20 protein-coding genes are annotated in these 21,642 nt (G+C 60.2%); 5 read left to right on the top strand and 15 right to left on the bottom strand.

Annotated features, from left to right (window positions below; translation table 11 throughout):
- Positions 1–23: 23 nt before the first annotated feature.
- Entirely contained in the window at positions 24–1,382 is a 1,359-nt protein-coding gene (locus tag QA648_RS03165) for a metallophosphoesterase (protein WP_283049573.1), read from the bottom strand.
- 83 nt (positions 1,383–1,465) lie between these two features.
- Positions 1,466–1,858, bottom strand: coding sequence for a hypothetical protein (locus QA648_RS03160; protein ID WP_104822387.1), 393 nt, complete (start codon positions 1,856–1,858; stop codon positions 1,466–1,468).
- Between the two features lie 244 nt (positions 1,859–2,102).
- Between QA648_RS03160 and QA648_RS03155 the strand changes: the two genes are divergently transcribed.
- Positions 2,103–3,632 (top strand): helicase HerA-like C-terminal domain-containing protein, encoded by a 1,530-nt coding sequence (locus tag QA648_RS03155; RefSeq protein WP_283049571.1) that lies wholly within the window; start codon positions 2,103–2,105, stop codon positions 3,630–3,632.
- A gap of 165 nt (positions 3,633–3,797) precedes the next feature.
- Here the strand turns inward: QA648_RS03155 and QA648_RS03150 are convergent, their stop codons facing one another.
- Positions 3,798–4,574, bottom strand: coding sequence for a VOC family protein (locus QA648_RS03150; protein ID WP_104822385.1), 777 nt, complete (start codon positions 4,572–4,574; stop codon positions 3,798–3,800).
- 382 nt (positions 4,575–4,956) lie between these two features.
- The gene (locus QA648_RS03145) at positions 4,957–5,682 is read right to left on the bottom strand and encodes a thioredoxin family protein (protein ID WP_283049569.1); all 726 of its coding nucleotides are present in this window, start codon (positions 5,680–5,682) and stop codon (positions 4,957–4,959) included.
- Between the two features lie 71 nt (positions 5,683–5,753).
- Between QA648_RS03145 and QA648_RS03140 the strand changes: the two genes are divergently transcribed.
- On the top strand, positions 5,754–6,200 hold the full coding sequence (locus tag QA648_RS03140) for a MarR family transcriptional regulator (RefSeq protein WP_283049567.1): 447 nt from the start codon (positions 5,754–5,756) through the stop codon (positions 6,198–6,200).
- Here the strand turns inward: QA648_RS03140 and QA648_RS03135 are convergent.
- The 3 genes from QA648_RS03135 to QA648_RS03125 form a co-directional block, all read right to left on the bottom strand.
- On the bottom strand, positions 6,197–6,955 hold the full coding sequence (locus tag QA648_RS03135; protein WP_283049565.1) for an RES family NAD+ phosphorylase: 759 nt from the start codon (positions 6,953–6,955) through the stop codon (positions 6,197–6,199). The two genes, QA648_RS03140 and QA648_RS03135, sit on opposite strands and share 4 nt — an antisense overlap.
- On the bottom strand, positions 6,915–7,298 hold the full coding sequence (locus QA648_RS03130) for an MbcA/ParS/Xre antitoxin family protein (protein ID WP_104822381.1): 384 nt from the start codon (positions 7,296–7,298) through the stop codon (positions 6,915–6,917). Before QA648_RS03130 ends, QA648_RS03135 begins: the two co-directional genes overlap by 41 nt.
- 132 nt (positions 7,299–7,430) lie before the next feature.
- A complete protein-coding gene (locus QA648_RS03125; protein ID WP_104822380.1) occupies positions 7,431–7,853 on the bottom strand; it encodes an organic hydroperoxide resistance protein in 423 nt (140 codons plus the stop codon).
- 132 nt (positions 7,854–7,985) lie between these two features.
- On the opposite strand from QA648_RS03125, the gene QA648_RS03120 reads away from it, so the two are divergent.
- Complete coding sequence (locus QA648_RS03120; protein WP_283049563.1) at positions 7,986–8,447, top strand: MarR family transcriptional regulator; 462 nt, start codon at positions 7,986–7,988, stop codon at positions 8,445–8,447.
- A 38-nt stretch (positions 8,448–8,485) separates the two neighbouring features.
- Here QA648_RS03120 and QA648_RS03115 read toward each other — a convergent pair whose 3' ends face one another.
- Together QA648_RS03115 and QA648_RS03110 are read right to left on the bottom strand one after the other, a co-directional pair.
- Positions 8,486–9,223 (bottom strand): L,D-transpeptidase family protein, encoded by a 738-nt coding sequence (locus QA648_RS03115; protein ID WP_104822378.1) that lies wholly within the window; start codon positions 9,221–9,223, stop codon positions 8,486–8,488.
- Positions 9,224–9,381: 158 nt separating this feature from the next.
- Positions 9,382–10,185 carry a L,D-transpeptidase gene (locus QA648_RS03110; RefSeq protein ID WP_283051199.1) on the bottom strand — a complete coding sequence of 268 codons (804 nt, stop codon included), beginning with the start codon at positions 10,183–10,185 and terminating at the stop codon, positions 9,382–9,384.
- Between the two features lie 157 nt (positions 10,186–10,342).
- Between QA648_RS03110 and QA648_RS03105 the strand changes: the two genes are divergently transcribed.
- Both QA648_RS03105 and scpA read left to right on the top strand, forming a co-directional pair.
- On the top strand, positions 10,343–11,695 hold the full coding sequence (locus tag QA648_RS03105; protein ID WP_283049561.1) for a methylmalonyl-CoA mutase family protein: 1,353 nt from the start codon (positions 10,343–10,345) through the stop codon (positions 11,693–11,695).
- Positions 11,696–11,729: 34 nt separating this feature from the next.
- Positions 11,730–13,862, top strand: a complete 2,133-nt coding sequence (gene scpA / locus QA648_RS03100; protein WP_283049560.1) for a methylmalonyl-CoA mutase — start codon at positions 11,730–11,732, stop codon at positions 13,860–13,862.
- A gap of 4 nt (positions 13,863–13,866) precedes the next feature.
- Here scpA and QA648_RS03095 read toward each other — a convergent pair whose 3' ends face one another.
- From QA648_RS03095 to QA648_RS03070, 6 genes are all read right to left on the bottom strand, one after another.
- Positions 13,867–14,862: an alpha/beta fold hydrolase gene (locus QA648_RS03095; protein WP_283049558.1), complete on the bottom strand. Its 996-nt coding sequence runs from the start codon at positions 14,860–14,862 to the stop codon at positions 13,867–13,869.
- 90 nt (positions 14,863–14,952) lie between these two features.
- Complete coding sequence (locus tag QA648_RS03090; RefSeq protein ID WP_283049557.1) at positions 14,953–16,590, bottom strand: cisplatin damage response ATP-dependent DNA ligase; 1,638 nt, start codon at positions 16,588–16,590, stop codon at positions 14,953–14,955.
- A complete protein-coding gene (locus tag QA648_RS03085; RefSeq protein WP_283049555.1) occupies positions 16,590–17,600 on the bottom strand; it encodes a ligase-associated DNA damage response exonuclease in 1,011 nt (336 codons plus the stop codon). Before QA648_RS03085 ends, QA648_RS03090 begins: the two co-directional genes overlap by 1 nt.
- A gap of 28 nt (positions 17,601–17,628) precedes the next feature.
- The gene (locus tag QA648_RS03080; RefSeq protein WP_245463936.1) at positions 17,629–18,369 is read right to left on the bottom strand and encodes a carbon-nitrogen hydrolase family protein; all 741 of its coding nucleotides are present in this window, start codon (positions 18,367–18,369) and stop codon (positions 17,629–17,631) included.
- An 81-nt stretch (positions 18,370–18,450) separates the two neighbouring features.
- On the bottom strand, positions 18,451–19,023 hold the full coding sequence (locus tag QA648_RS03075; RefSeq protein WP_104822372.1) for a TMEM175 family protein: 573 nt from the start codon (positions 19,021–19,023) through the stop codon (positions 18,451–18,453).
- 92 nt (positions 19,024–19,115) lie between these two features.
- Entirely contained in the window at positions 19,116–21,434 is a 2,319-nt protein-coding gene (locus QA648_RS03070) for an EAL domain-containing protein (protein ID WP_283049553.1), read from the bottom strand.
- Positions 21,435–21,642 lie beyond the last annotated feature (208 nt).

Here is a 21,642-nt window from a genome sequence, read left to right as displayed (position 1 = left end):
TAAAGGGGAAGGCCGCGCAGCGCCTATCCCACTGCAAACGCTACCTCCAACCCCTCGCCCATGAAGGCGCGGTCTTCAGTGCCGCGCTGACCATGGCCAACGCTCCATTGCGCCGGCCAGACCAAGCGTTCAAGGCCGGTGGCGGAAGCTCCGTCGAATGAAGTCCATCTGTCATCGCCATGCATGCGATAAAGCATGCCGCCTGGCCCCATGCCGGCATGCAGAGCGATATCGACATCGAAGGACTGACCGGCTGCGAGATCAGGCCCGAACCAGTAATGCGGGCTGCGGCCGGGATCGCGACCAAGAATCAAGGTCAGCGTTTGCCTCGGACCACGCAAGCCGAGCCAGAACGGCGCGATGGCATCGGCGTTGAAGGCAGAGAAGAGTGTTTGGGCTGGCGGATGTGCCGCCTTCGGCATGCGGCCCCTTATCCGCAATTCGATGATGCGATCATTGGTCATCGAGCCGGTAAAGCTGGCTCGATGCATCCCGGGTGACAGGGTTTGCCAGCTCTCGGGATCGGCCGGCTTGAAAGGCCATTGCAATCGTTCGCGAACGATGCCGTCCGTATCCAGCACCTGATAGCGAAGACCGTCCGCATCGAGTGCCGCCTGGATGCAATGAAGATATTCCACGCCCTCCGGCATTCTATGCGCAGTGCCTGCGCCGGCGGTGCAAAGCTGCAGGACGCCGCGGTGAACCTGGACGTCGAAGGCGAGGATATGGCTGCAGACATAGGCCAGAACGTCCGCTTCCACCAGAATATCCCAAAATCGCTTGGTGTAATCCGGGCCGACCTCGCGCTGATAGGATCCGGAAAAACCGTTGATGGGGAAAACCGGGTGATGGCCGAGGACGATCTTATGGCGTGCATCTCCATGCTGTTTCAGCGTTGCCTCCAGCCACTCTGTCTCGACATGACCCTCGCCACCGAGACCGGTCCACAGCGTATGGACGAAAACAAGGAGGAGATCGCCGCGGCGCACCCAGTAAGACAGGCCTTCCTGGCCTGGCGGACCGTTTTGTGGAAGCTGCAGGACCTCGCGAAAGACCTGCTCGCTCATTTCATCATAGGTGGTGTGATTGCCGGTCGTGTGCCAAAGCGGCGTTTTCCGTCGGTCGAGCCAGCCCATTTCATGCTCGAACCAATGCCGCCATTGCGCCCTCAAGGCTTCCGGATCGGCGGTCAGACCAATGATCTCGTCGCCCGGAAACAGGATGAATTCCGGCGGCGGATCAAGCCGGCGCAGGACGGCGTTGACGGCGACGAAGGTCTCTTCGTGCAGCGCGCCTGGAACTCCGGAACAAGAATCGCCATAGAGCACGAACCGATGGCCAGGCCCGTTCGGTAACAGCGATGGAATGGAATTGGCGGCCATGGGACAATTTGCAACCTGCTGAATGATCAAACAAAAAAGCCCCGCGATCAGACCGCGGGGCCTTCGTCACAAATGACAGCATATTACAGGAACTGGCTCAACCCCGGCACGGAATTGACGACCTCATCGACCACCTCATCGCCGGCATGTTCGCGGGCGGTCGCGATGGTTTCCTTGGCGAGCGAGGAAATTTCGCCCATGTTGAGACCGCTGCTCATCAACGACTGGCCGAGCGCCATGAGACCGCCGCCACCGCCAACGGCGCTCAGAAGGCCGCCGAGCAGACCGCCGGACGTTTCCTCCCCGTTATATTGCGCCACTAGATCGGACGCACCGGGGATAGACTCGATCATCTTGGTGACCGGGCCATCCGGGGCTTCGCGCTGTAGGAAGCCCAGCATCATGCCAACGGCCTTCTCTGCAATATCGGGTGAAATGCCGGCTCTCGTTGCGATCTGATCAATAATCTCGTTCATTCTGGCCTCCTGCCTGTTACTTATGACGTGAACGTCAACGTAATTGAATGCGCCGACCGACTCAAGTCTGTCCGGGTTGTGTGCGACACTACCGGAAGCATCACCATGAAGCGAACGGTTGTCCCCATTCAAGTCTCTTCTTATAACAGCGTCAGGACAAAACAATGAATGGGCCTCTGGCACCTCTCGCCCCTAAAACTTCTCGGGGGTTGCAGTGCCGCCGTCCAAAGGGAGACGACGCCTGATGCCGCAACAGGATGAACAGATTTTCGTCGGCGCCAGCCGCAATCCGGACGACAGCATCAACAAGGACGAATATCTGACGCTGAAATTCGGCAATCGCCATGGCCTCGTCACTGGCGCGACAGGCACCGGCAAGACGGTGACCTTGCAGGTGCTGGCGGAGGGTTTTTCCAAAGCCGGCGTGCCGGTCTTCTGCGCCGATATCAAGGGCGATCTCTCCGGTATCGCCGCCAAGGGCGAGCCGAAGGATTTCCTTTTGAAACGGGCCGAGGAAATTGGTCTGAAGCCCTACGAATTCGAACAATTCCCGGTGATCTTCTGGGATCTCTACGGCGAAAAAGGCCATCGCGTGCGTACCACCATCGCCGAGATGGGGCCGCTGCTGCTGGCACGGCTGATGAACGCATCGGAGGCGCAGGAGGGCGTGCTCAACATCGCCTTCAAGATTGCCGATGACAATGGGCTGGCGCTGCTCGACCTCAAGGATTTCCAGGCCTTGCTCAACTATATGGGCGACCATGCCAGCGAGCTTTCCAGCCAATTCGGCCTGATCTCGAAGTCATCCGTCGGCTCGATCCAGCGCGCATTGCTCGTGCTGGAGCAGCAAGGGGCGGAAAACTTCTTCGGCGAGCCGGCGCTGAAGATTTCCGACATCATGCGCGTCAGCAATGATGGCTATGGGCAGATCTCGGTGCTTGCCGCCGACAAGCTGATGATGAACCCAAGGCTTTACGCCACCTTCCTATTGTGGCTGCTGTCCGAGCTCTTCGAGGAACTGCCGGAAGTCGGCGATCCTGAAAAGCCGAAGCTGGTCTTCTTCTTCGACGAGGCGCACCTGCTCTTCAACGATGCGCCGAAGGTGCTGATCGAGCGCGTCGAACAGGTCGTACGCTTGATCCGCTCCAAGGGTGTCGGCGTCTATTTCGTCACGCAGAACCCGCTCGATGTGCCAGAAACCGTGCTCGCCCAACTTGGCAACCGCGTGCAGCATGCGCTGCGCGCCTATTCGCCGCGCGAACAGAAGGCAGTCCAGACGGCCGCCGAAACCTTCCGGCCTAACCCGGCCTTCAACTGCGCCGAAGTCATCACCACGCTCGGTACCGGCGAAGCGCTGGTCTCCATGCTTGAAGGCAAGGGCGCGCCCTCGATCGTCGAACGCACCTTGATCCGCCCGCCGTCGGGTCGCATCGGCCCGGTGACCGATACCGAGCGCCAGGCCGTCATCAACGACAGCCCGGTCGCCGGCCTCTACGACGAGACGGTCGATCGCGAATCCGCCTTCGAGATCCTCGCCGCCCGCGCCGGCAAGGCGGCCGAGCAGGATGCCGCCAAACAGGACGACGGAAGCGCCGGCGGCCGCTGGACGCTCCCCGGCTTCGGGAATGACGATGACAAACCGGCAAGCCGCGGCCGTTCCGGCTACCAGCGCGAAACGATTTTGGAAGCAGCGATGAAGAGCGCCGCACGTACGATCGCGACGCAGGTTGGACGGGCGCTGGTGAGAGGGATTCTGGGTAGCTTGAAGCGGTAGCGGACCCCTTCTCCCCTCGGGGAGCAAGTGCCCGAAGGGTGGATGAGAGAACGAGGAGCACAGCGACGAATATCGTAAGCCGTGCTCCAAAGCCGGTTCCCCCAGTAACGCCCCCTCAACCCGCGCTGCGCGCGACCTTCTCCCCCGAGGGGAGAAGGTAAAAGCTTATTTCACCGGCGCAACGAGCGAGAAGAACGCGCCTTGCGGGTCGGTGCACTGGACGATCCAGCTACCGCCGGGGACTTCCATCGGGCCGTTGACGACCTTTCCGCCGGCCTCGTTGACGCGGCCGATAGCGGCATCAATTGCCGGGACATTGAAATAGAAGTTCCAGGCGGCCATCGGCATTTCCGCCGGCTTGGTCATGATGCCGCCGAAGTCGCGGTCGCCGATCTTGAAGATCTTGTAGGTGCCCATCGGACCCATGTCGAAATCGGAACTCGATTCCCAGCCGAACATATCGCGGTAGAAATCAAAGGCTTTCGGGCCATCGTTGGAATAGAGCTCGTGCCAGCCGATATAGCCGGGCGCATTGGGTTCCGGCGGCTGCCAGTCCTGGCCCGGCAACGGCGTGAAAATGCAGAAGGCGGCGCCATAGGGATCGGAGACGACGGCAAAGCGGCCGACACCCGGAATGTCCCCAGGCTCTCGATAGACCCTGCCGCCTTTTGCGGCGATCGTCTTGGCAGCCTCATCGACATTGGGCACGCTGATATAGCCTGTCCAGCAGGGTGGCGTCCCCATGGCCTTGGCCTCTTCCGGCAGGATCATCATGCCGGCGATCGGGCCGGCGCCGGCGCTGAACAGAGTATAGGCCATTTCGATTTCCGGCATCCCGGCATCCTTGGCGTCCCAGCCGACAACCTTGCGGTAGAAGGCCTCTCCCGCGGCCATGTCGGTGGTCATCAGTTCGTACCAGACAAAATATCCCTTCGCAGCCATTGTAGATCTCCCTATTGCTTGCGGCGGTAATTGGCGATCATGAATTCCTTCCAGCTTCAGTCCGGCTGGCACGAGGAAAAGATGCGTTCATTGTCGTCGATGAGTGTGATGGCTTCACGATAGCTGGCCGGACTGCAGAATGCGTGCTCTTCCGTCAGTTTCGCCTTCATCGCGTCCCTCCTTTGCGATTGGCCGAGCCCTATACCCCGTAGCGCATCGCGATCTTTCAGATCCGCTCCTTGCGCTTTAGGTCCTTGATTTTGCGCATGTCGTTATCGCAAAACCGCTGCACACTTTTGCGCGACATGCTTTAAACACGGCACTTCGGATATTTGTTCCCGCGCGACCTTCGACGGAAAATCGCGCGACTTGGGCTCATGCTTCAGTGACAGGAGGATTGCGCCTTCGGGGCTTCGTCATATTCATCGTGGCGACGAACGAAATCCATGGTGCTGCCTTCGTTGCGTCCCTTCGGCGCATTGTCGAGGATCATCAGCGTGCCGATCATCTCCTCGCCGCCGCGGGCATAACTGGAATAGGTGTGGAAAATATTGCCGGCTTCATCCTTGTAGAACGCGCTGAGCCCAGGAAGCTCGTCGTGGCCGTTCTTCGCGTCCATGGCAGAGAAATTGTAGAACACCTTTTCGCCGGCGAGCTGCTCTGCCGTAAAGGAGACGTGATAGTCGAAATTGAAGTCGTTGGCGAAAGACGACACCCAAGGGAACTTCCAGCCCATGCGTTTCTTGTAAGCCTCTATCTTCTCGATCGGCGCGCGGGCAACGGCAACGAGGGTGACGTCGTGATGATTGAGATGCGGCAGGGCGCCATCGAAATGATCGGCGAGGAACGAACAGCCGGGGCATCCGGCTTCCCACGTCGGACCGAGCATGAAGTGGTAGACGATGAGTTGACTGCGGCCGTCGAAGAGATCGGCCAGCGACTTCTTCCCCGTGGGCGTGTCGAAAACGTAGTCCTTGTCGACTTTGACCCAGGGCAGCGCCAAGCGCTCGGCATTGATACGGTCACGCAAATGCGTCGCTTCTTTCTCCTTGGCAAGCAGTTCGCGGCGAGCCTCCAGCCACACCTCGCGTGAAACGATTTGGTTCATTGTCGCGCCCTCCTCCGGCGTCCACTTCTCACCAAACTTGACAAATGCATTGATATCAATATTAGTAAACCATGTCAAACATGATTGAAATTCCTTTCGAGACAACACTACTCGTGCGCGATACCTGCCTTTGCCTGCATGTGCAGCGCGCCGCTCGCGCTTTGGCGCGCCGTTTCGACGAAGCACTGAGGCCACTCGGACTCACCAATGGCCAGTTTTCCCTGATGATGTCACTGAACAGGCCGGAGCCTGCAGCCATGGGGCCGGTGGCAACGCTGCTCGCAATAGATCAGACGACGCTGACGGCGGCCTTAAAGCCGCTGGAGCGGCGGGGCTGGGTGAGCATTCTTCCCAATCCCAGGGATCGCCGTGCCCGGCTGCTCAGCCTGACGCCGTCAGGCAAAGCGGTGCTCGCGGCCGCTGTGCCGATCTGGAAGGTGACGCATGCGGAGGTGGAAGCTAGACTGCCCGATGGCGATGCGGACCGGCTGCGGCGGGATTTGCTCACGTTGGCTTAAGCGCTGTTTCGCATGCGCGGATCAGCGCCGAAATCGCTGCGTGCGAAACCGATGCGACTTTTCGGAAAATCGCAGAGTGCCTGCACACCGGCCGGCGACAGCCGGATGCGCCAGGTCTGCCGTTCGACCGGTTCGCGGGCGGCAAAGGCATGGGCCGTCAGAAGGGCAATATTCTTCCCGCCTTGGGAATCCCTGACGGAGCGGTAGAGGATCGCCTGAATGCCCCCTGCACGCGCCGCGTCGGCGAGCGACTGGCAAGCTTCGTAGCTGACGGGATCGGTCCATGCTTCGCGATCTCGATCCAACGGCGAGCGGGTAAGATCAATCGCCTCTTTGGTGCTGATCGCGGCGGCGAAGGCGGTATATTCCGCCGCATTGGCGGGCAACGGCGTCTCCGGAGAATCGCTGAAGAAAAGCAGCCGGTAAAAACTCATTTCGGCCAGCGCCGTTTCGATCCGTTCGGAAGCATAAAAGACGCCGAGAGTACGCCCCGCTCGCCTGAAGCGTGAGCCGTGAGGGTAGATCGCTCCGTAGCGGAAGGGAGTGGCCAACAGATAGTCCAGACCAGCGCATTCCGGCGGCAGCGCCGGCTTGCTCTCCTCCAGCAGATGTTCGAGAAGCGCCTGCTCTTCCAGCGTGTCGACCAGCTTCAAGGTCGAGACCTGATGCTGCGCCTCCACCAGTCGCCAATAGCGGCCGGAAATCGGCCGAGCCTCAGACGATAGCGCGGCGGGCGTCCAGATAGGCAAGGACATCGGTCAATCCGGAAATGGAGGTGATCTTTTCGAGCGGCGTTGCACCGAAGGCGAGATTGACATTGCGCAGCCATTGCCGCGCCACGGCCTCATCGCCGCCGACAATGGCATCGAGCGAGCGAAACAGACGTACGAAAAGAACGGCGAGTTCAAATGGCTTGCTGTGCCGCTCCAGAAGATGATCTTGCCGCTTCATGCGCGACACCGTCGCTTCCGAAACGCCGATGACAGCAGCGAGCATGCGGGCGTTCAAGCCCAGCCGCTCCGCGGCATTAACGACCGCCTTGGTGATGACTAGGGCCTCGCCCGGATTTGCGTGACCGATCGCTTGAGCAGATATCATGGCTATATCCTTTCTCAAGAAAACATATAGCAACTTTCTTGCAAAAGAAAAAGAGCGACATACACCGAAATGCATATCGCTCCTCTTTTATGTCATCCGTTCCGTCAGTTCGGAAGATGAGAAAGCCCGTTCTCAGGCAACCGTGACCGGCACTTCCGTCGAGGTGCGCATGGCGTGGCTATAGGGGCAGACGATGTGAGCGGCAGCGGCGAGCTTTTCAGCTTCGGCCTTTTCCATGCCGGGAATGTGAACCGACAGCGAGACTTCGATGCCGAAGCCGGTGCCATCCGCGCGCGGGCCGATGCCAACCGTTGCCGTCACCTTGGCGTCTTCCGGAATCTTGACCTTCTGCTGGCCTGCAACAAATTTCAGGGCGCCAAGGAAGCAGGCGGAATAGCCTGCAGCGAAGAGCTGTTCCGGATTGGTGCCGGTAGCGCCGTCGCCGCCGAGTTCCTTCGGCACGGTCAGGGTGACGTCAAGAACGCCATTTTCGGAAACGGCGTGGCCTGCACGGCCGCCGGTAGCGGAAGCCTTGGTGGTGTAGAGGATAGGCATGTCAGATCTCCTTTGCGAGTTGGATGAAGTTTGTATATAACGCGATTTAATCGTGCGCAATATATTTTTGTAATTTGATTTTGAAAAATGAACCTGTGACAATGACGTCAACAAGAAACTGGCGGAGCAGCGATGACGGACAAGGTGCAGGAGCGGGCAATCCCGGATGAGGAAAAGCGGCTGGAACGGCAGCTCTGTTTTGCCGTCTACGCGACCGCGCATGCCTTCAATCGCGCCTACAAGCCGATCCTCGATCGCGTCGGGCTGACCTATCCGCAATATCTGGTGATGCTGGTGCTCTGGGAGAAAGGCTGTTTGCCGGTCAAGACCATCGGTGAGCAGCTTGATCTCGATTCGGGCACGCTGTCGCCGCTGTTGAAACGCCTCGAGCAAGCCGGCCTGATCGGGCGCGTACGAGACCCGAAGGACGAACGCCAGGTAATCGTTTCGTTGACGGAAAAGGGCGCCGGCATGAAATGCCAGGTCAGTATGATCATGGCAGCCATCGGCCAAGCCGTCGGCTGCGATATGAATGAAATGGCCAGTCTGCGCGACCGGCTGCAGCGGCTAAGAGCGAATTTAACGGCCGAATAACAGCCGTTAAATTCCACTCGTCAAAAACATGTCCAAGCTTACGCCTGCGTCACCAAGATTGGCGCGCGTTGCGGCACGCGGTCGTAGAGATCGATGACGTCCTGATTCAGCAGGCGAACGCAGCCCGAGGAAACGGCCTTGCCGATGGAGCGCCAGTCGGGATTGCCGTGCAGACGGTAGAGCGAATCCTGCTTATCCTCGAAAATATAAAGCGCGCGCGCGCCGAGCGGATTCTTCAAGCCAGGCTCCATGCCGCCGTTGGCGATGGAATATTTGACGAGTTCCGGCTGACGGGCGACCATTTCGTCCGGCGGGTTCCAGCGCGGCCATTTCTTGCGCCACTGGATGACACCACGGCCCTGCCAGGCGAAGCCTTCGCGACCGACGCCGATACCATAGCGCATCGCCGTGCCGCCCGGTTCGGTGACATAGAGGAAGCGCTCGCGCGTATTGACGACGACGGTGCCTGGCGGCTCACCCGTCGGATCGACAACGCGCTGACGATAATATCGCGGATCGATCTGCTCATAGGGTATTGCCGGAAGATGAAAGCCGCCATCATCCATAGCTGCATAGATCACAGCCGGGTCCGGCTGCTCGCCATTATAGCTGGAGAGCCAACTGCCTAAGGGGCGATAGGTGGAACCGTTATACTGCACGGGGCTGACAATCGGATTGCTCTCCACCGTGGAAGCGCAGCCGGCGAGCGTCGAAACGGCGCCAATGCCCGCAAGGGCGAGGAAATTTCGTCGGGAAAGAGAAGAAGGCAGGCTCATGTCGACAGCATCATTCCTGTTGGAAGGGAAGCGGGAACTCGAAACGATCCGATTCGGTTCCCCGCAAGATTCGCAGAGACAGGAATAAAACTAAAGAGGGCAGCGAAGCCCGGCTATCGCACTTATGCAACATCACGAAAATTTGTTGCAATCTGCCGTTACAGAACCACGACTTCGGCCCTTGCCGACACACGATTGTAGAGATCGATCACATCTTGGTTCAGCATGCGCACACAGCCGGATGACGCTGCCTTGCCGATCGACTGCCAATCCGGCGTGCCGTGAATGCGATAGAGCGTGTCCTTGCCATTCTGGAAGATATAGAGGGCGCGAGCGCCGAGCGGATTGGTCGGCCCCGGATTCATGCCGCCGCGTTCGGCTGAAACCGCCTTGATCTCCGGTTCGCGGGCCACCATTTCGCTCGGCGGCGTCCAGCGCGGCCATTTCTGCTTCCACTGGATGATGCCCCTGCCATGCCAGGCATAACCGGCCGCGCCGAGGCCGACGCCATAACGCATCGCCCTGCCGCCCGGCTCGACGAAATAGAGATAGTGGCCCCTCGTATCGACGACGATCGTGCCGGGCCTTTCATCGGTCTGATAGTCCACTTCCTGGCGCAAGAAGCGCTGATCTATGCGCTTATAGGGGATGGCCGGCAGGGTGAAATCGTCTTCGCTCTTCTGCGCATACATGGCCTGATGCACCGGATTGGAGGTCGGCAGGCCGTAGGTCTGATTGAATTGCGTGCGGAAGAGATCGCGCGCTTGCGGCACCGGCTGGACCGGCAGGCGTTTTACCTTTTGTGGATCGATACCTTCGGGCTGGTAAAAGACAGGCGCTGTTTCCTGTACGAACCGGTCGGGATCGGTCGCTCCGGTATCGGGAATGATGCTGCAGGCGGACAGCGCGGCAAAAGCGGCTACAGCAAGCAAGCGACGGGAAACAGGCAGGAGATCGGCCATCATCGGGAACCAGTTGAATATGGATCGGTCAGCCACATGATGACCGGCGCGGCTGGCGCGAGGCTGGCGTCGCATGCGAAGATATTGCTCCAATAGGCCAAACTTCTGTTTTCCCTTGCCCTGGCTTGGGTTAGACCATTGGAAGACGGAGGATAGCATGAATATCGACAGTCTGGACCCGAACGTTTTTGCTCCGGTAAGCCGCGAGGCATGGCTCAAGCTGGTGGACCGGGCACTGAAGGGCGCGGATTACCAGGAGGCGCTGGTATCGCGAACGGATGACGGCATCGCGATCGAGCCGCTCTATGCCCGCCGCTCCGATGCCGCGCCATTCACCCGCCGGCAAACCGACAGACCTTGGGTCGTCAGCCAGCGGATGGATGATCCGGATATCGAACGCGCTTTCCTTCAGCTCGGCGAGGATCTCGCCAACGGGAGCAACGGCGTCAGCCTGATCTCGAAAAGCAGCCCCTCGGCCTTTGGTATCGGCCTCAACAACGAGACGGAGGTGCTTGCGGCAAGATTGGCGGCTGCTGTTTCCGGCAATTCCATTTCGCTGCGCTTGGACGGCCTCTCACCGGCCTTTGCCGCGGCATTGGCGGCGGCGCTCGAGAAGAACCAACATCGCCCGACCGTGCATTTCGGCCTCGACGTTTTCGCCTCCAGCACGACGCGGGAGATGACGGGCAGCTTCAAACGTCTCCATGACGCGGGATTTGCCGGAACCGTTTTCAATGCCTATGGCCGCGCCGTGCACAATGCCGGCGGAACGGAGGCGCAGGAACTGGCCGTCATGGCGGCAACTCTCGTCGCTCATCTGAAACTATTGGATGACGCAGGCGTCGCGCCGGAAGTGACCCTCAATACAGCAAGTCTCTGTCTGTCTGCCGATCAGAACCAATTCGTCACCATGGCGAAAGCTCGCGCCGCACGTATGATCTTTGCCCATATCGCAGAGGCCTGCGGCATCTCCGACCCGCCGCTCGCCCATCTCTACATGGAAACGAGCTACCGCATGCTGACGCGGCTCGACCCGGAAACCAATATCCTGCGCAATACGATAGCCGTCTTTTCTGCCGGCACCGGAGGCGCCGACGAGATTTCCGTGCTGCCGCACAGCTTGACCCATGGCATTCCCGATCCGCTGGCGCGACGCCTGGCGCGCAACATGCAGACCCTCCTGGTTGCTGAAAGCCATCTCGACCATGTGGTCGACCCGGCCGCCGGGGCTGGCGGCATTGAGGCGCTGACCGAGGCTTTGGCGGAAAAGGCCTGGGAGATTTTTGCGGGCATCGAGCGGGATGGCGGGCTCGCGAAGTTTATCGCCAGTGGCCGATTAGCGGCGATGGTGCAGGAAGCGCGGGCAAATCGTGTGGCAAAGCCGATTGTGGGGACGACATTGTTTGCGATGAAGGCGGAGCGACCGGTTCCGGCTTTGGGAGAGTTGGGTCCGGTCGCAGGCGGGATGGGACTGATGCCGGTGCGATTGGATGAGGGAGCTGGGGCATGAAGGCGGCATTGGAATTCGCGGAGGTATCGGCTCGGTGACTACTATACCCGACTTCAGCAAAATCGACTGGAAGAAACCGAAAGCGGTTACTTCAAAAACCGACGCCCCGGCCTGGCAAACTCCGGAGGGCATCGCCGTCAAGCGCGTCTATGACGCTGCTGACCTTGCCGGGTTGAACTTCCTCGACACCTATCCTGGCGCAGCTCCCTTCGTCCGCGGCCCCTATCCGACCATGTATGTCCAGCAGCCCTGGACCATCCGCCAATATGCGGGTTTTTCCACCGCCGAGGAATCGAACGCCTTCTACCGCCGCAATCTCGCGGCCGGGCAGAAAGGCCTCTCCGTCGCCTTCGATCTTGCCACCCATCGCGGCTATGACAGCGACCATCCGCGCGTTGCAGGCGATGTCGGCATGGCGGGCGTGGCGATCGATTCCATTCTCGACATGCGCCAGCTCTTCGACGGCATCCCACTCGGAGAAATGAGCGTATCGATGACCATGAACGGCGCGGTGTTGCCGGTGATGGCGCTTTATATCGTCGCCGCCGAGGAGCAGGGCGTTTCCGAGGATAAGCTCTCCGGCACCATCCAGAACGACATCCTCAAGGAGTTCATGGTCCGCAACACCTATATCTACCCGCCGCAACCCTCGATGCGGATCGTTTCGGACATTTTCAGCTATACCAGCCAGCGCATGCCGAAATTCAATTCGATCTCGATTTCCGGCTACCATATGCAGGAGGCCGGTGCGACGGCGGATCTGGAGCTCGCCTATACGATCGCCGACGGCATCGAATATGCCCGCGCAGGCGTGGCCGCCGGGCTCGATATCGACAGCTTCGCGCCACGCCTCTCCTTCTTCTGGGCGGTCGGCATGAATTTCTTCATGGAAGTCGCCAAGATGCGCGCGGCACGGCTGATCTGGGCCGCACTGATGCAGAAGAACTTTGCGCCGAAGGAAGAGAAGTCGCTGGCGCTGCGCACGCACAGCCAGACGTCCGGATGGTCGCTGACGGCGCAGGATCCGATGAACAACATCATCCGCACCATGGTCGAGGCCATGGCGGCAACGCAGGGCCACACACAGTCCCTGCACACCAACTCCTTCGATGAAGCGCTTGCTCTGCCGACGGATCATTCGGCCCGCATCGCCCGCAACACGCAGATTCTGCTGCAGAAGGAATCCGGCACGACCGGCATCATCGATCCCTGGGGCGGCTCGGCCTATGTCGAGCGGCTGACGCATGATCTGGCAGCCCGCGCGCTCACCCATATCGAAGAGGTGGAATCGTTCGGCGGCATGGCGAAGGCGATCGAAAAGGGCATTCCGAAGCTCCGGATCGAAGAGGCGGCGGCCCGCACGCAGGCTCGCATTGACAGCGGCCACCAGATTGTTGTCGGCATCAATTTCTCGCGGCCGGAGCGGGATATCGAAGTCGACGTGTTGAAGGTGGACAATTCCGAAGTCCGCGCCCGCCAGCTCTCGAAACTGCAGCAATTGAAGGGCACGCGCGAGACGGCGGCGGTTGAGACCGCTCTGGAGGCTCTGACCGATGCCGCGCGCAACGGCACCGGCAATCTCTTGGATTTCGCCGTCAAAGCGGCGCGCGCACGTGCGACGGTCGGCGAAATCTCGCTGGCGCTGGAAAAGGCTTACGGCCGGCACGTTGCGGAAATCAGAACCATATCCGGCGTCTATCGCAAGGAAGTCGGCACCGCCGATCCCCTGTTCAACAAGGCGGTTGCCAAGGTTGAAACTTTCCGCAAGGCAAAGGGCGAGAAGCCCCGCATCCTCGTCGCCAAGATGGGACAGGACGGACATGACCGCGGGCAGAAGGTCATCGCCACCGCCTTTGCCGATCTCGGTTTCGATGTCGTCGTCGGCGCCATGTTCCAGACGCCGGAGGAAGTGGCCGATCTCGCGGTTCGGGAAGGCGCCGACATCATCGGCGCTTCGTCGCTTGCCGCCGGCCATTTGACGCTGGTGCCGGAACTCAAGGAAGCGCTCAACCGCCGCCACGCCGGTCGTATCCTCATCGCGGTCGGCGGCGTCATTCCGCCTCAGGATTTCGCTGCATTGGAAACCGCCGGCGCAGACGCGATCTTTCCGCCGGGAACGGTGATTGCAGAAGCCGCGGCGGCGCTGGTGGACCGGTTGATGGGCTGACCGTTTAGGCCGCCACACTCCGGAAAAACTGGATGCTCTGTTCGATCGCACCCGGCAGCGCCGAGTTGTGATTGCCCTGAACCGTCGCCAATTCCATTTTTACACCGCCGGCAAGAGCACGCTTCGAAAGCAGCGCCGCCCGGGCCTGCAAATTGGTCTCTTCACTGGCGTGCATGACCTTCAAGGGGCATTTGAAGCTGTGGGAGTAGCAGACGGGCGAGCGCATCTGGAATTCGCGCGGATTTTTCGCGTTGAAGCGGATATCCTCCGGATAACGATGGAAGAAGGCGAAGGCATCCGGATTGCCTGAAATGGGTGTGGCCGCGCGGAAGCGTTTGGCCGACATTGCCGCCAGCATCGCCAGCGTGCCGCCGACGCTGTGGCCTGCAAGGAACAGACGATGCGGGTCGACGCCTGGCAGGTGGCGCAGACGATCGGATGCAGCGAGAACGTCGGCAACCTCGTCATAGAAACCCGAGAAATTACCCTTTTGGCCGTTTTCGCCGCGCATCGACGGGATCATGACGACATAGCCGGCCTCGACGTAAGGCTTCATCAGCAGCCAATGACCCTGACCTATGGCGTTGCCGCCGTGGAGGAAGAGCACGGCCGGTTTGGGCTTCGGCGTGCGCTCATAGCGCGATACCCAGGCAACGAGCTCCAGCTCGCCGCCGAGACCGCTGCGATAAAAAATCTGATCGGCGTCCGATGGTGCGACCAGCGGTTCATATTTGTCTGGCGCCGGGCCTTTGTTCAGAAGGTCGGTGCGGAACTTGTGACGCTCCTTGGCATAATCACCGGCCAGAAGCGGCGGATCGACCGACGCCTCCGCGGCTTTCGCGGCGATCTTGGGATCGGCAGCCTTGGTCTCGACCGTCTTTGTTTCGAGAACCTTTGTTTCGGCAGCCTTAGCGATGTTGGGAGCAAAAAGTGTTACGGCAAGACCGGCGAGAACGGTGCGGCGACCGGGGCGAAATGCGTTGTCTTCAGACGTTGTCATATGCTCTGTCCAAATATGCCCGGCAGTATCGAAATCTGCACGGGTTGAAAGCCGGGGCCAACTCACATTGTGGTGAGGAATCAACCTGACTTATTCATCAACGGCAGGGGCCTTGGCGTCAATTAGTGCCACCAAATTTTCCAGTCGATCCGCCTCATAGGGCGGTTTGTCGGGTCTCAGACGAGCAATGCGCGGAAAACGCATGGCGACACCGGATTTATGTCGCGTCGAACGGTTGATCCCTTCGAAGGCGACTTCGAGAACGAAGCCAAAATCGCGATCGGCCCGCACCGCCCTTACCGGGCCGAAACGATCGATCGTATTGTTACGCACGAATTTGTCGAGCACTTCCAGTTCGGCATCCGTGAAGCCGAAATAGGCCTTGCCGACCGGCACCAGTTGTTCGCCCTCCGGCGTCATCGACCAGACGCCGAAGGTGAAATCGGAATAATAGCTGGAACGTTTGCCATGGCCGCGCTGGGCATACATCAGCACGGCATCGACATTGTAGGGATTGCGTTTCCATTTGAACCACGGCCCCTTGGCACGGCCGGCGAGATAGGCGCTGTCGCGGCGCTTGATCATGACGCCTTCGATAACCGGATCGGGCGGAGACGAACGCAATTGGTCCAACTCCTCCCAGGAGGTAAATTCGACCAGCGGCGAGAGGTCGAAGCGATCGTGGGGTGCTGCCTCGATAATTTCCGTCAGCCGCTCGCGCCGATCGAGGAAGCCGCGGGCACGCACGTCCTCTTCGCCATCGAACAGCAGATCATAGGCCCGGATGAAGGCCGGATATTCCTCCAGCATCTTCGCCGTCACCGTCTTGCGGTTCAACCGCTGCTGCAGGTCGGAGAAGGTACGTGTCGGGCTGTTGGAGCGCGCCGTGCCGCCGATCAGCAATTCGCCATCGACGACACCCTCGAAGCTGACGGCGTCGACGATGTCCGGAAAGGCGCCGGAGATATCGTCGCCGGAGCGGGAATAGAGCTTGCTCGTCATTCCCGCCCGCGAAAGCTGGACGCGGATGCCGTCCCATTTCCACTCGGCGGCATAATCCAGGGGATCGAGCCCAGTGAGATCGCCGGGCTCCACGGGATTGGCGAGCATGACGGAATGAAAGATCGCCGGCGTCGCCAGTACCGGCTTGTCGCCCTTGCCCTCCAGCCATTGGAACAGGCTTTCATAGGGCGGCTGCAACCCATGCCACAGCGTTTCGATCTCGGTCACGTCCTTGCCGCTCAGCTCCGCCAAAGCCTGCTTGGCAAGCCGCGCCGACACACCGATGCGCAGCGCGCCGGTGGCGAGCTTCAGGAAGGCAAAACGGCCTGACGTGTCCAGCCTGTCGAGCAGGTCACGAACGAAGCTGCGCACCTCGGTACGCCCCAGCGCATTCATCCGGCGCACCACCTCGCCGAGCTTCGGCTGTTCGCCCGCCGGGCGGACGATATCGCTTTCCTTGTCCCAGACCAGCGAGATGGTCTCGGCGAGGTCTCCGACATAGTCATAAGAGTAACGAAACAGCACTTCGTCCATGCGTTCCAGCACGAGCTCGCGCAGCATGGCCGGCTTGACGTTGCGCACCTCCAGCGTGCCGGCGATCGCGGCGAGACCGTAGCCGCGATCCGGGTCAGGCGTCTCGCGGAAATAGTCGGTGAGCAGCTTCAGCTTGCCATTGCGGCTCGGCGTCAACACCAGGCGATCGAGGAGGTCGGCAAAGGCTTTCATCAGTCGCCCTCGTCTTCATAGCCGATCAGATGCAATGGCTTGGCCGGGATGCCCTGCAATTCGCACCAGCGCACAAGGGCCTCTTCCCGACCATGGGTGACCCAGACTTCGCCCGGCTTCAGCTCCGCGATGGTCTCGGTCAGCTCTGGCCAATCACAATGATCCGAAATGACCAGTGGCAGCTCGACGCCGAGCTGCTTGGCGCGCTGGCGCACCATCATCCAGCCCGACGCGAAGGCAGGGAGAGGCTCATGGAACCGCCTCGCCCAGCGGTCTTGGAAAGCTGAGGGTGGCCTGACGACGACAGCGCCCTTGAAGATCGATTGATCCCGGCTTTCGATCGTTGCCGGCAACAGCTCGCCGAGGACTATGCCCTGCCCGGCATAATAGCCGCACAATGTCTCCAGCGCGCCGTGAATATAGATAGGCTTGTCGTAACCTGCATCGCGCAGCAGCCGGATGACGCGCTGCGCCTTACCGAGCGCATAGGCGCCGATGAGATGGGTGCGCTCCGGAAATTGCCGGAGCGAAGCCAGCAGCTTCGCCGTCTCGTCCAGCGGATCGGGATGATGGAACACCGGCAGTCCGAAGGTCGCCTCGGTAATGAAGACGTCGCAGGCAACGGGCACGTAGGCGGCGCAGGTCGGGTCCGGCCGTCGCTTGTAATCGCCGGAAACGACGATGCGCAGCCCATCCTTCTCCACCGCGATCTGTGCAGACCCAAGCACGTGCCCGGCCGGATGAAACCGCACCCGAACGCCATTGATGGTCAGCTCCTCGCCGAAACCGACCGCCTGCTCGGATCCGGAAAAGCCATCGCCATAGCGTATCCGCATGATGTCCAGCGTCTGGCGCGTGGCGAGCACTTGGGCATGTCCGGAGCGGGCGTGGTCGGAATGTCCATGCGTTATCAACGCCCGTTCGACTGGCCGCACCGGATCGACATAGAAGCCACCGATCGGACAGAACAGCCCATCAGGGGCGGGATACAGCAATTGATCCGGTCTCATAGGGGAGAGGATAGCGTGATTTGTGCAATTATGTAGCGATCATTGGCGCTTTTTGATCGAATCCGCATTCGGGTTGTCGATCAGGCAGGTCGAAGACGAGGACGTCCTCGCTATACGGCTTCGCCTTCGCAACGACGACACCGTTCGGATCGACGATCGCGGTGCTGCCGTAACTTAGCCAGCCATCGTCATTGCCGCCGACAACATCAGCCGACATGACCCAGCATCCCGTATGTTTGGCGCATGTCTGTAGGCCCGATAAGCAGGGCTTATGCCACTTCTCCGCCTTGTGAGGCCGCAGCATCAGGTTGACGGGATTGCAGATGAGGCCGGCTCCCCTTCTGGCGAGCCGAGCCGCCGTGTAGGGATATCGGAGATCGGAACAGATATTGATGCCGAAGCGCCAATCGCGGAGCGTCCAGACCGGAAAATCCGTTCCGGGCACGCAGCCGCTTTCCAGCGGATGCGCCTTGGCATAGACCCCGCATATCTGCCCTGCCTTTACGACAACAGCGCTATTGCAGATCGCCTCCCCGCGCCGCTCGAAAAGGCCGATGATCGCAGTCGTCTTCCCCGATGCACAGCGGTTGATCAGAGACTTCAGAGCGGGATCATCGAGAGACAACGCACGTCGTCTGGCAATTTCCTTGTCGTAGCTGTGTCCCTGAAGATAGCACTCCGGGAAAAGCGCGAGGTCGATGCCTTGCTCCTCCGCCCATGCCAGATCGCGTGCAAGCACATCGCCTGTCTTGTCGACGGCATCAAACATTGCCAAGCGTTGAAAGGCTGCGACACGCATAGCGAAGGACTAACACGCTTCCTGAGTCGCCCACAGCGCGAAGCTGCTCGTCTACTTCATCATCCGCTCGAACCGTCGATCCGGCACCAGCCATATGCAGGCGACGATGAAATAGATGCCGAGGGAGATAAACGGGTTGATGGCGGCAAGTATGATAGCGACGATGTAAAGGCTAACGGAAATTCCGGCTTTACGATCCGAACCGAGCGTGTGGGCAAAATCGGAATCCCTGCCATGCACACGGATCAGCATCTGGCCGAGGATGTAATAGGCAAAACCGCACATCAGCAAGACGAAGCCATAGACCATCACGGGCGTCATGGCGAAGTCGTTTTCGTCCATCCAGCCGGTGGCAAAGGGCATCAATGACAGCCAGAACAGCAGATGCAGATTGGCCCAAAGCACGCCGCCCCCGACGTGTTTCACCGCCTGGAACATATGATGGTGATTGTTCCAGTAGATGCCGACGTAGACGAAGCTCAGAACATAGGAAAGCAGCGTCGGGATCAGCGGTACGAGCGCCTGCACCCCCTCGCCATGCGGCACTTTCAATTCCAGCACCATGATGGTGATGATGATGGCGATCACGCCATCGGAAAAGGCTTCGATACGCCCCTTGCCCATAAATCCACTTCCCCTCTTCGCGCAAAGCCCAATACAGAATCAATTCAAGGGCCGGCTAATAGGAGGCAGAATTACAGCGGACAGGGATGGGTTCAAGCGAGGCGATCGTAGGCGTTCGTCAGAATCCTCGGGATTTCCGCCGCTCCGACCGGCCGCGAGAAATAGAAGCCCTGGGCGTCATGGCACTGACTCTGACGCAAGAACTCGAGTTGCTCGTCCGTTTCCACTCCTTCGGCGACGACCGCCAGACGCAGCAGCCGTGCAAGCGAGATGACGGTGGAGGCGATGGCGACGGTCGTCTCGTCGCGCGGCAACGCCTCAACGAAGGAGCGATCCATTTTGAGACGGTCGAAGGGAAAAGTCTTCAGCGCCGCCAAGCTGGAATAGCCGGTGCCGAAATCGTCGATGGAAAGACGCACGCCAAGCGCCTTCAGTGCCTGCATCACATGCAGGGCGCGCGGCACGTCATGCATCAGCGTGCTCTCCGTCAACTCAAGCTCCAGCCATTGCGCGCCGAGGCCGCTCGCCTCCAGAGCTTCGGTGACATGCACGGCAAGCGCCGGATCGCTGAATTGCCGAGCCGAAACATTGACGGCGACCGTAACCGGCGGCAGGCCCATTTCCTGCCATTCCTTGGCCTGTCGACAGGCCTCGTTCAGCACGAACAAGCCGAGCGGGATGATCAGCCCGGATTCTTCCGCCAGCGGGATGAACTGACCGGGCGGCAGCATGCCGTGGCGCGGATGACGCCAGCGCACCAACGCCTCCAGGCCGACCACCCGGCCGCTCGCGACATCGACCTGCGGCTGGTATTCCAGAAAGAACTGCTTGGCGCCGATCGCCTTGCGTAATTCTTCCTGCTCGCTCAGCGGCATGACGCCAGCCGCGTCCGATCTCTGAATATGATACTGCAGCCGGTTACGGCCATGCTCCTTGGCCTTGTACATGGCCGCGTCGGCGCAGGCGATCAGCTCCTCCGGCGTCTCCCCATCGGCTGGAAAGGCTGCGACGCCGATACTGCTCGTCACGGCAACCTCGATCTCCCCGATCAGCACCGGCTGCGTGATCGCCTTCTGCAGTTCACGCAGCCGCCGCGTGATGCCAGTGTCGTGGCGCGACTGATGGACGATGACCAGCAGGAATTCGTCGCCGCCGAGGCGCACCACCATATCGGAAGCCCTGAGGCTATCGACCATGCGCGCCGTCAGCTCCTTCAGCAGCTCATCGCCCGCGCTGTGGCCGCGGCTGTCATTGACCTGCTTGAAATTGTCGAGATCGACATAGGCGACCGTCACCTTGCGGCCGTTTCGGCGCGCCTTGAACAGGATTTTCGCCATGTTCTCCTTGAGAAAGGCGCGGTTCGGCAGCCCCGTCAGGTCGTCATGATGGGCCATGAAATAGATGCGGTCTTCGGCGCGCTTGCGCTCGATGGCGATGCCGGCGATGTGGGTCGCCATGGCAACCAGCTCCAGCTCGCGTTCGGTCGGCTCGCGCACGGTGCCGGAATAAAGCGCGAAAGTGCCAAGCACATTGCCCTGCGAGGTCATGATCGGCGTCGACCAGCATGAGCGTAGGTCGAATTGCGCGGCCAGAACACAAAAATCCTCCCAGAGCGGATCCGTCTGGGTGTCGTTGACGAAGACTGGCTTGCCGCGCCAGGCGGCCGTGCCGCAGGAGCCGACTTTCGGGCCGATGGCGACGCCATCTATCAGACGGCTATAGGCAGCGGGCAGATTGGGTGCCGCTCCATGAGAGAGATGGATGCCTTCCGGATCAAGCAGCAGCACCGATCCCTTGATATCGGTAAGTTGATCCTCGACCATCAACACCACCGCCTCGAGGATCATCTCCAGCGGCTCGCTCTTGGCGATCATTTCCAATAGCTCGGCCTGGCTGCGGCGCAGATGCTCCTGGCGCTTGCGCTCGGTGATATCGCGTGAAATGCAAATCAGGCCGATCACCTCGCCGCGGTCATTGCGCAGCGGTAACTTCGAGGTTAACCGATAGACCGGCTTACCGCCGCTCACGGAGGGAATGACGTCCTCCATATCGAGCCGCGGCTTGCCTGTAGCGATGATTTCCTGCTCGATACGGAAGTATTTCGTCGCCCGCTCCAGCGGCACCAGATCGAAATCAGTCTTACCAGTGATCGCGCTCGCTCTTTCCAAGCCGAGACTTTTTGCCGTGGCGGCATTGGCGAAGACAAAGCGGCTTTCCCGATCCTTGACGAAGAGAAAGTCCGGCAGCTCATGCACGATCGCCTTGAGGCGCAATTGCTCGATGCCATCGGCGACGTGGTGCGCGTTCGCCGCCATCAGCGCCTGCGTAGCTGCCAATAGGCGCTCCGTCTCGGCATCAAGCGAACGACCACGCTCGCCTGTCCGCGCATGCTGAAAAGCCGGCTTATTCATGAGGCGCATTCTCCCAACCCGGCCGCAACTACGGCCTCCTCAAATGTCACAACCGAAACGCGATCATTATAGTTCGCGCTTCCTTCAAGCCTCTTAAGCAGATGGGTGAACGAAAGAATAAAAGGGCGAAATGACCGAAAAATAAGGGGCCCGTCTTCGCAAAATCAGGCCTCTTTCCGTGCCAAATCGAGACAGATGCGCGTGGCAC

It is taken from the genome of Rhizobium sp. CB3171 (assembly GCF_029714265.1).
In the GTDB taxonomy this organism is placed as follows: Bacteria; Pseudomonadota; Alphaproteobacteria; order Rhizobiales; family Rhizobiaceae; genus Rhizobium.
Note: the sequence above shows the minus strand (reverse complement) of the source record. Positions and strands in the feature narration are given on the sequence as shown.

Bases quoted from the DNA above. Each gene is read 5' to 3' on its own strand.
- QA648_RS03165 (WP_283049573.1), bottom strand. From the start codon at position 1,382: ATGGCCGCCAATTCCATTCCATCGCTGTTACCGAACGGGCCTGGCCAT.
- QA648_RS03160 (WP_104822387.1), bottom strand. From the start codon at position 1,858: ATGAACGAGATTATTGATCAGATCGCAACGAGAGCCGGCATTTCACCC.
- QA648_RS03155 (WP_283049571.1), top strand. From the start codon at position 2,103: ATGCCGCAACAGGATGAACAGATTTTCGTCGGCGCCAGCCGCAATCCG.
- QA648_RS03150 (WP_104822385.1), bottom strand. From the start codon at position 4,574: ATGGCTGCGAAGGGATATTTTGTCTGGTACGAACTGATGACCACCGAC.
- QA648_RS03145 (WP_283049569.1), bottom strand. From the start codon at position 5,682: ATGAACCAAATCGTTTCACGCGAGGTGTGGCTGGAGGCTCGCCGCGAA.
- QA648_RS03140 (WP_283049567.1), top strand. From the start codon at position 5,754: ATGTCAAACATGATTGAAATTCCTTTCGAGACAACACTACTCGTGCGC.
- QA648_RS03135 (WP_283049565.1), bottom strand. From the start codon at position 6,955: ATGTCCTTGCCTATCTGGACGCCCGCCGCGCTATCGTCTGAGGCTCGG.
- QA648_RS03130 (WP_104822381.1), bottom strand. From the start codon at position 7,298: ATGATATCTGCTCAAGCGATCGGTCACGCAAATCCGGGCGAGGCCCTA.
- QA648_RS03125 (WP_104822380.1), bottom strand. From the start codon at position 7,853: ATGCCTATCCTCTACACCACCAAGGCTTCCGCTACCGGCGGCCGTGCA.
- QA648_RS03120 (WP_283049563.1), top strand. From the start codon at position 7,986: ATGACGGACAAGGTGCAGGAGCGGGCAATCCCGGATGAGGAAAAGCGG.
- QA648_RS03115 (WP_104822378.1), bottom strand. From the start codon at position 9,223: ATGAGCCTGCCTTCTTCTCTTTCCCGACGAAATTTCCTCGCCCTTGCG.
- QA648_RS03110 (WP_283051199.1), bottom strand. From the start codon at position 10,185: ATGGCCGATCTCCTGCCTGTTTCCCGTCGCTTGCTTGCTGTAGCCGCT.
- QA648_RS03105 (WP_283049561.1), top strand. From the start codon at position 10,343: ATGAATATCGACAGTCTGGACCCGAACGTTTTTGCTCCGGTAAGCCGC.
- QA648_RS03095 (WP_283049558.1), bottom strand. From the start codon at position 14,862: ATGACAACGTCTGAAGACAACGCATTTCGCCCCGGTCGCCGCACCGTT.
- QA648_RS03090 (WP_283049557.1), bottom strand. From the start codon at position 16,590: ATGAAAGCCTTTGCCGACCTCCTCGATCGCCTGGTGTTGACGCCGAGC.
- QA648_RS03085 (WP_283049555.1), bottom strand. From the start codon at position 17,600: ATGAGACCGGATCAATTGCTGTATCCCGCCCCTGATGGGCTGTTCTGT.
- QA648_RS03080 (WP_245463936.1), bottom strand. From the start codon at position 18,369: ATGTTTGATGCCGTCGACAAGACAGGCGATGTGCTTGCACGCGATCTG.
- QA648_RS03075 (WP_104822372.1), bottom strand. From the start codon at position 19,023: ATGGGCAAGGGGCGTATCGAAGCCTTTTCCGATGGCGTGATCGCCATC.
- QA648_RS03070 (WP_283049553.1), bottom strand. From the start codon at position 21,434: ATGAATAAGCCGGCTTTTCAGCATGCGCGGACAGGCGAGCGTGGTCGT.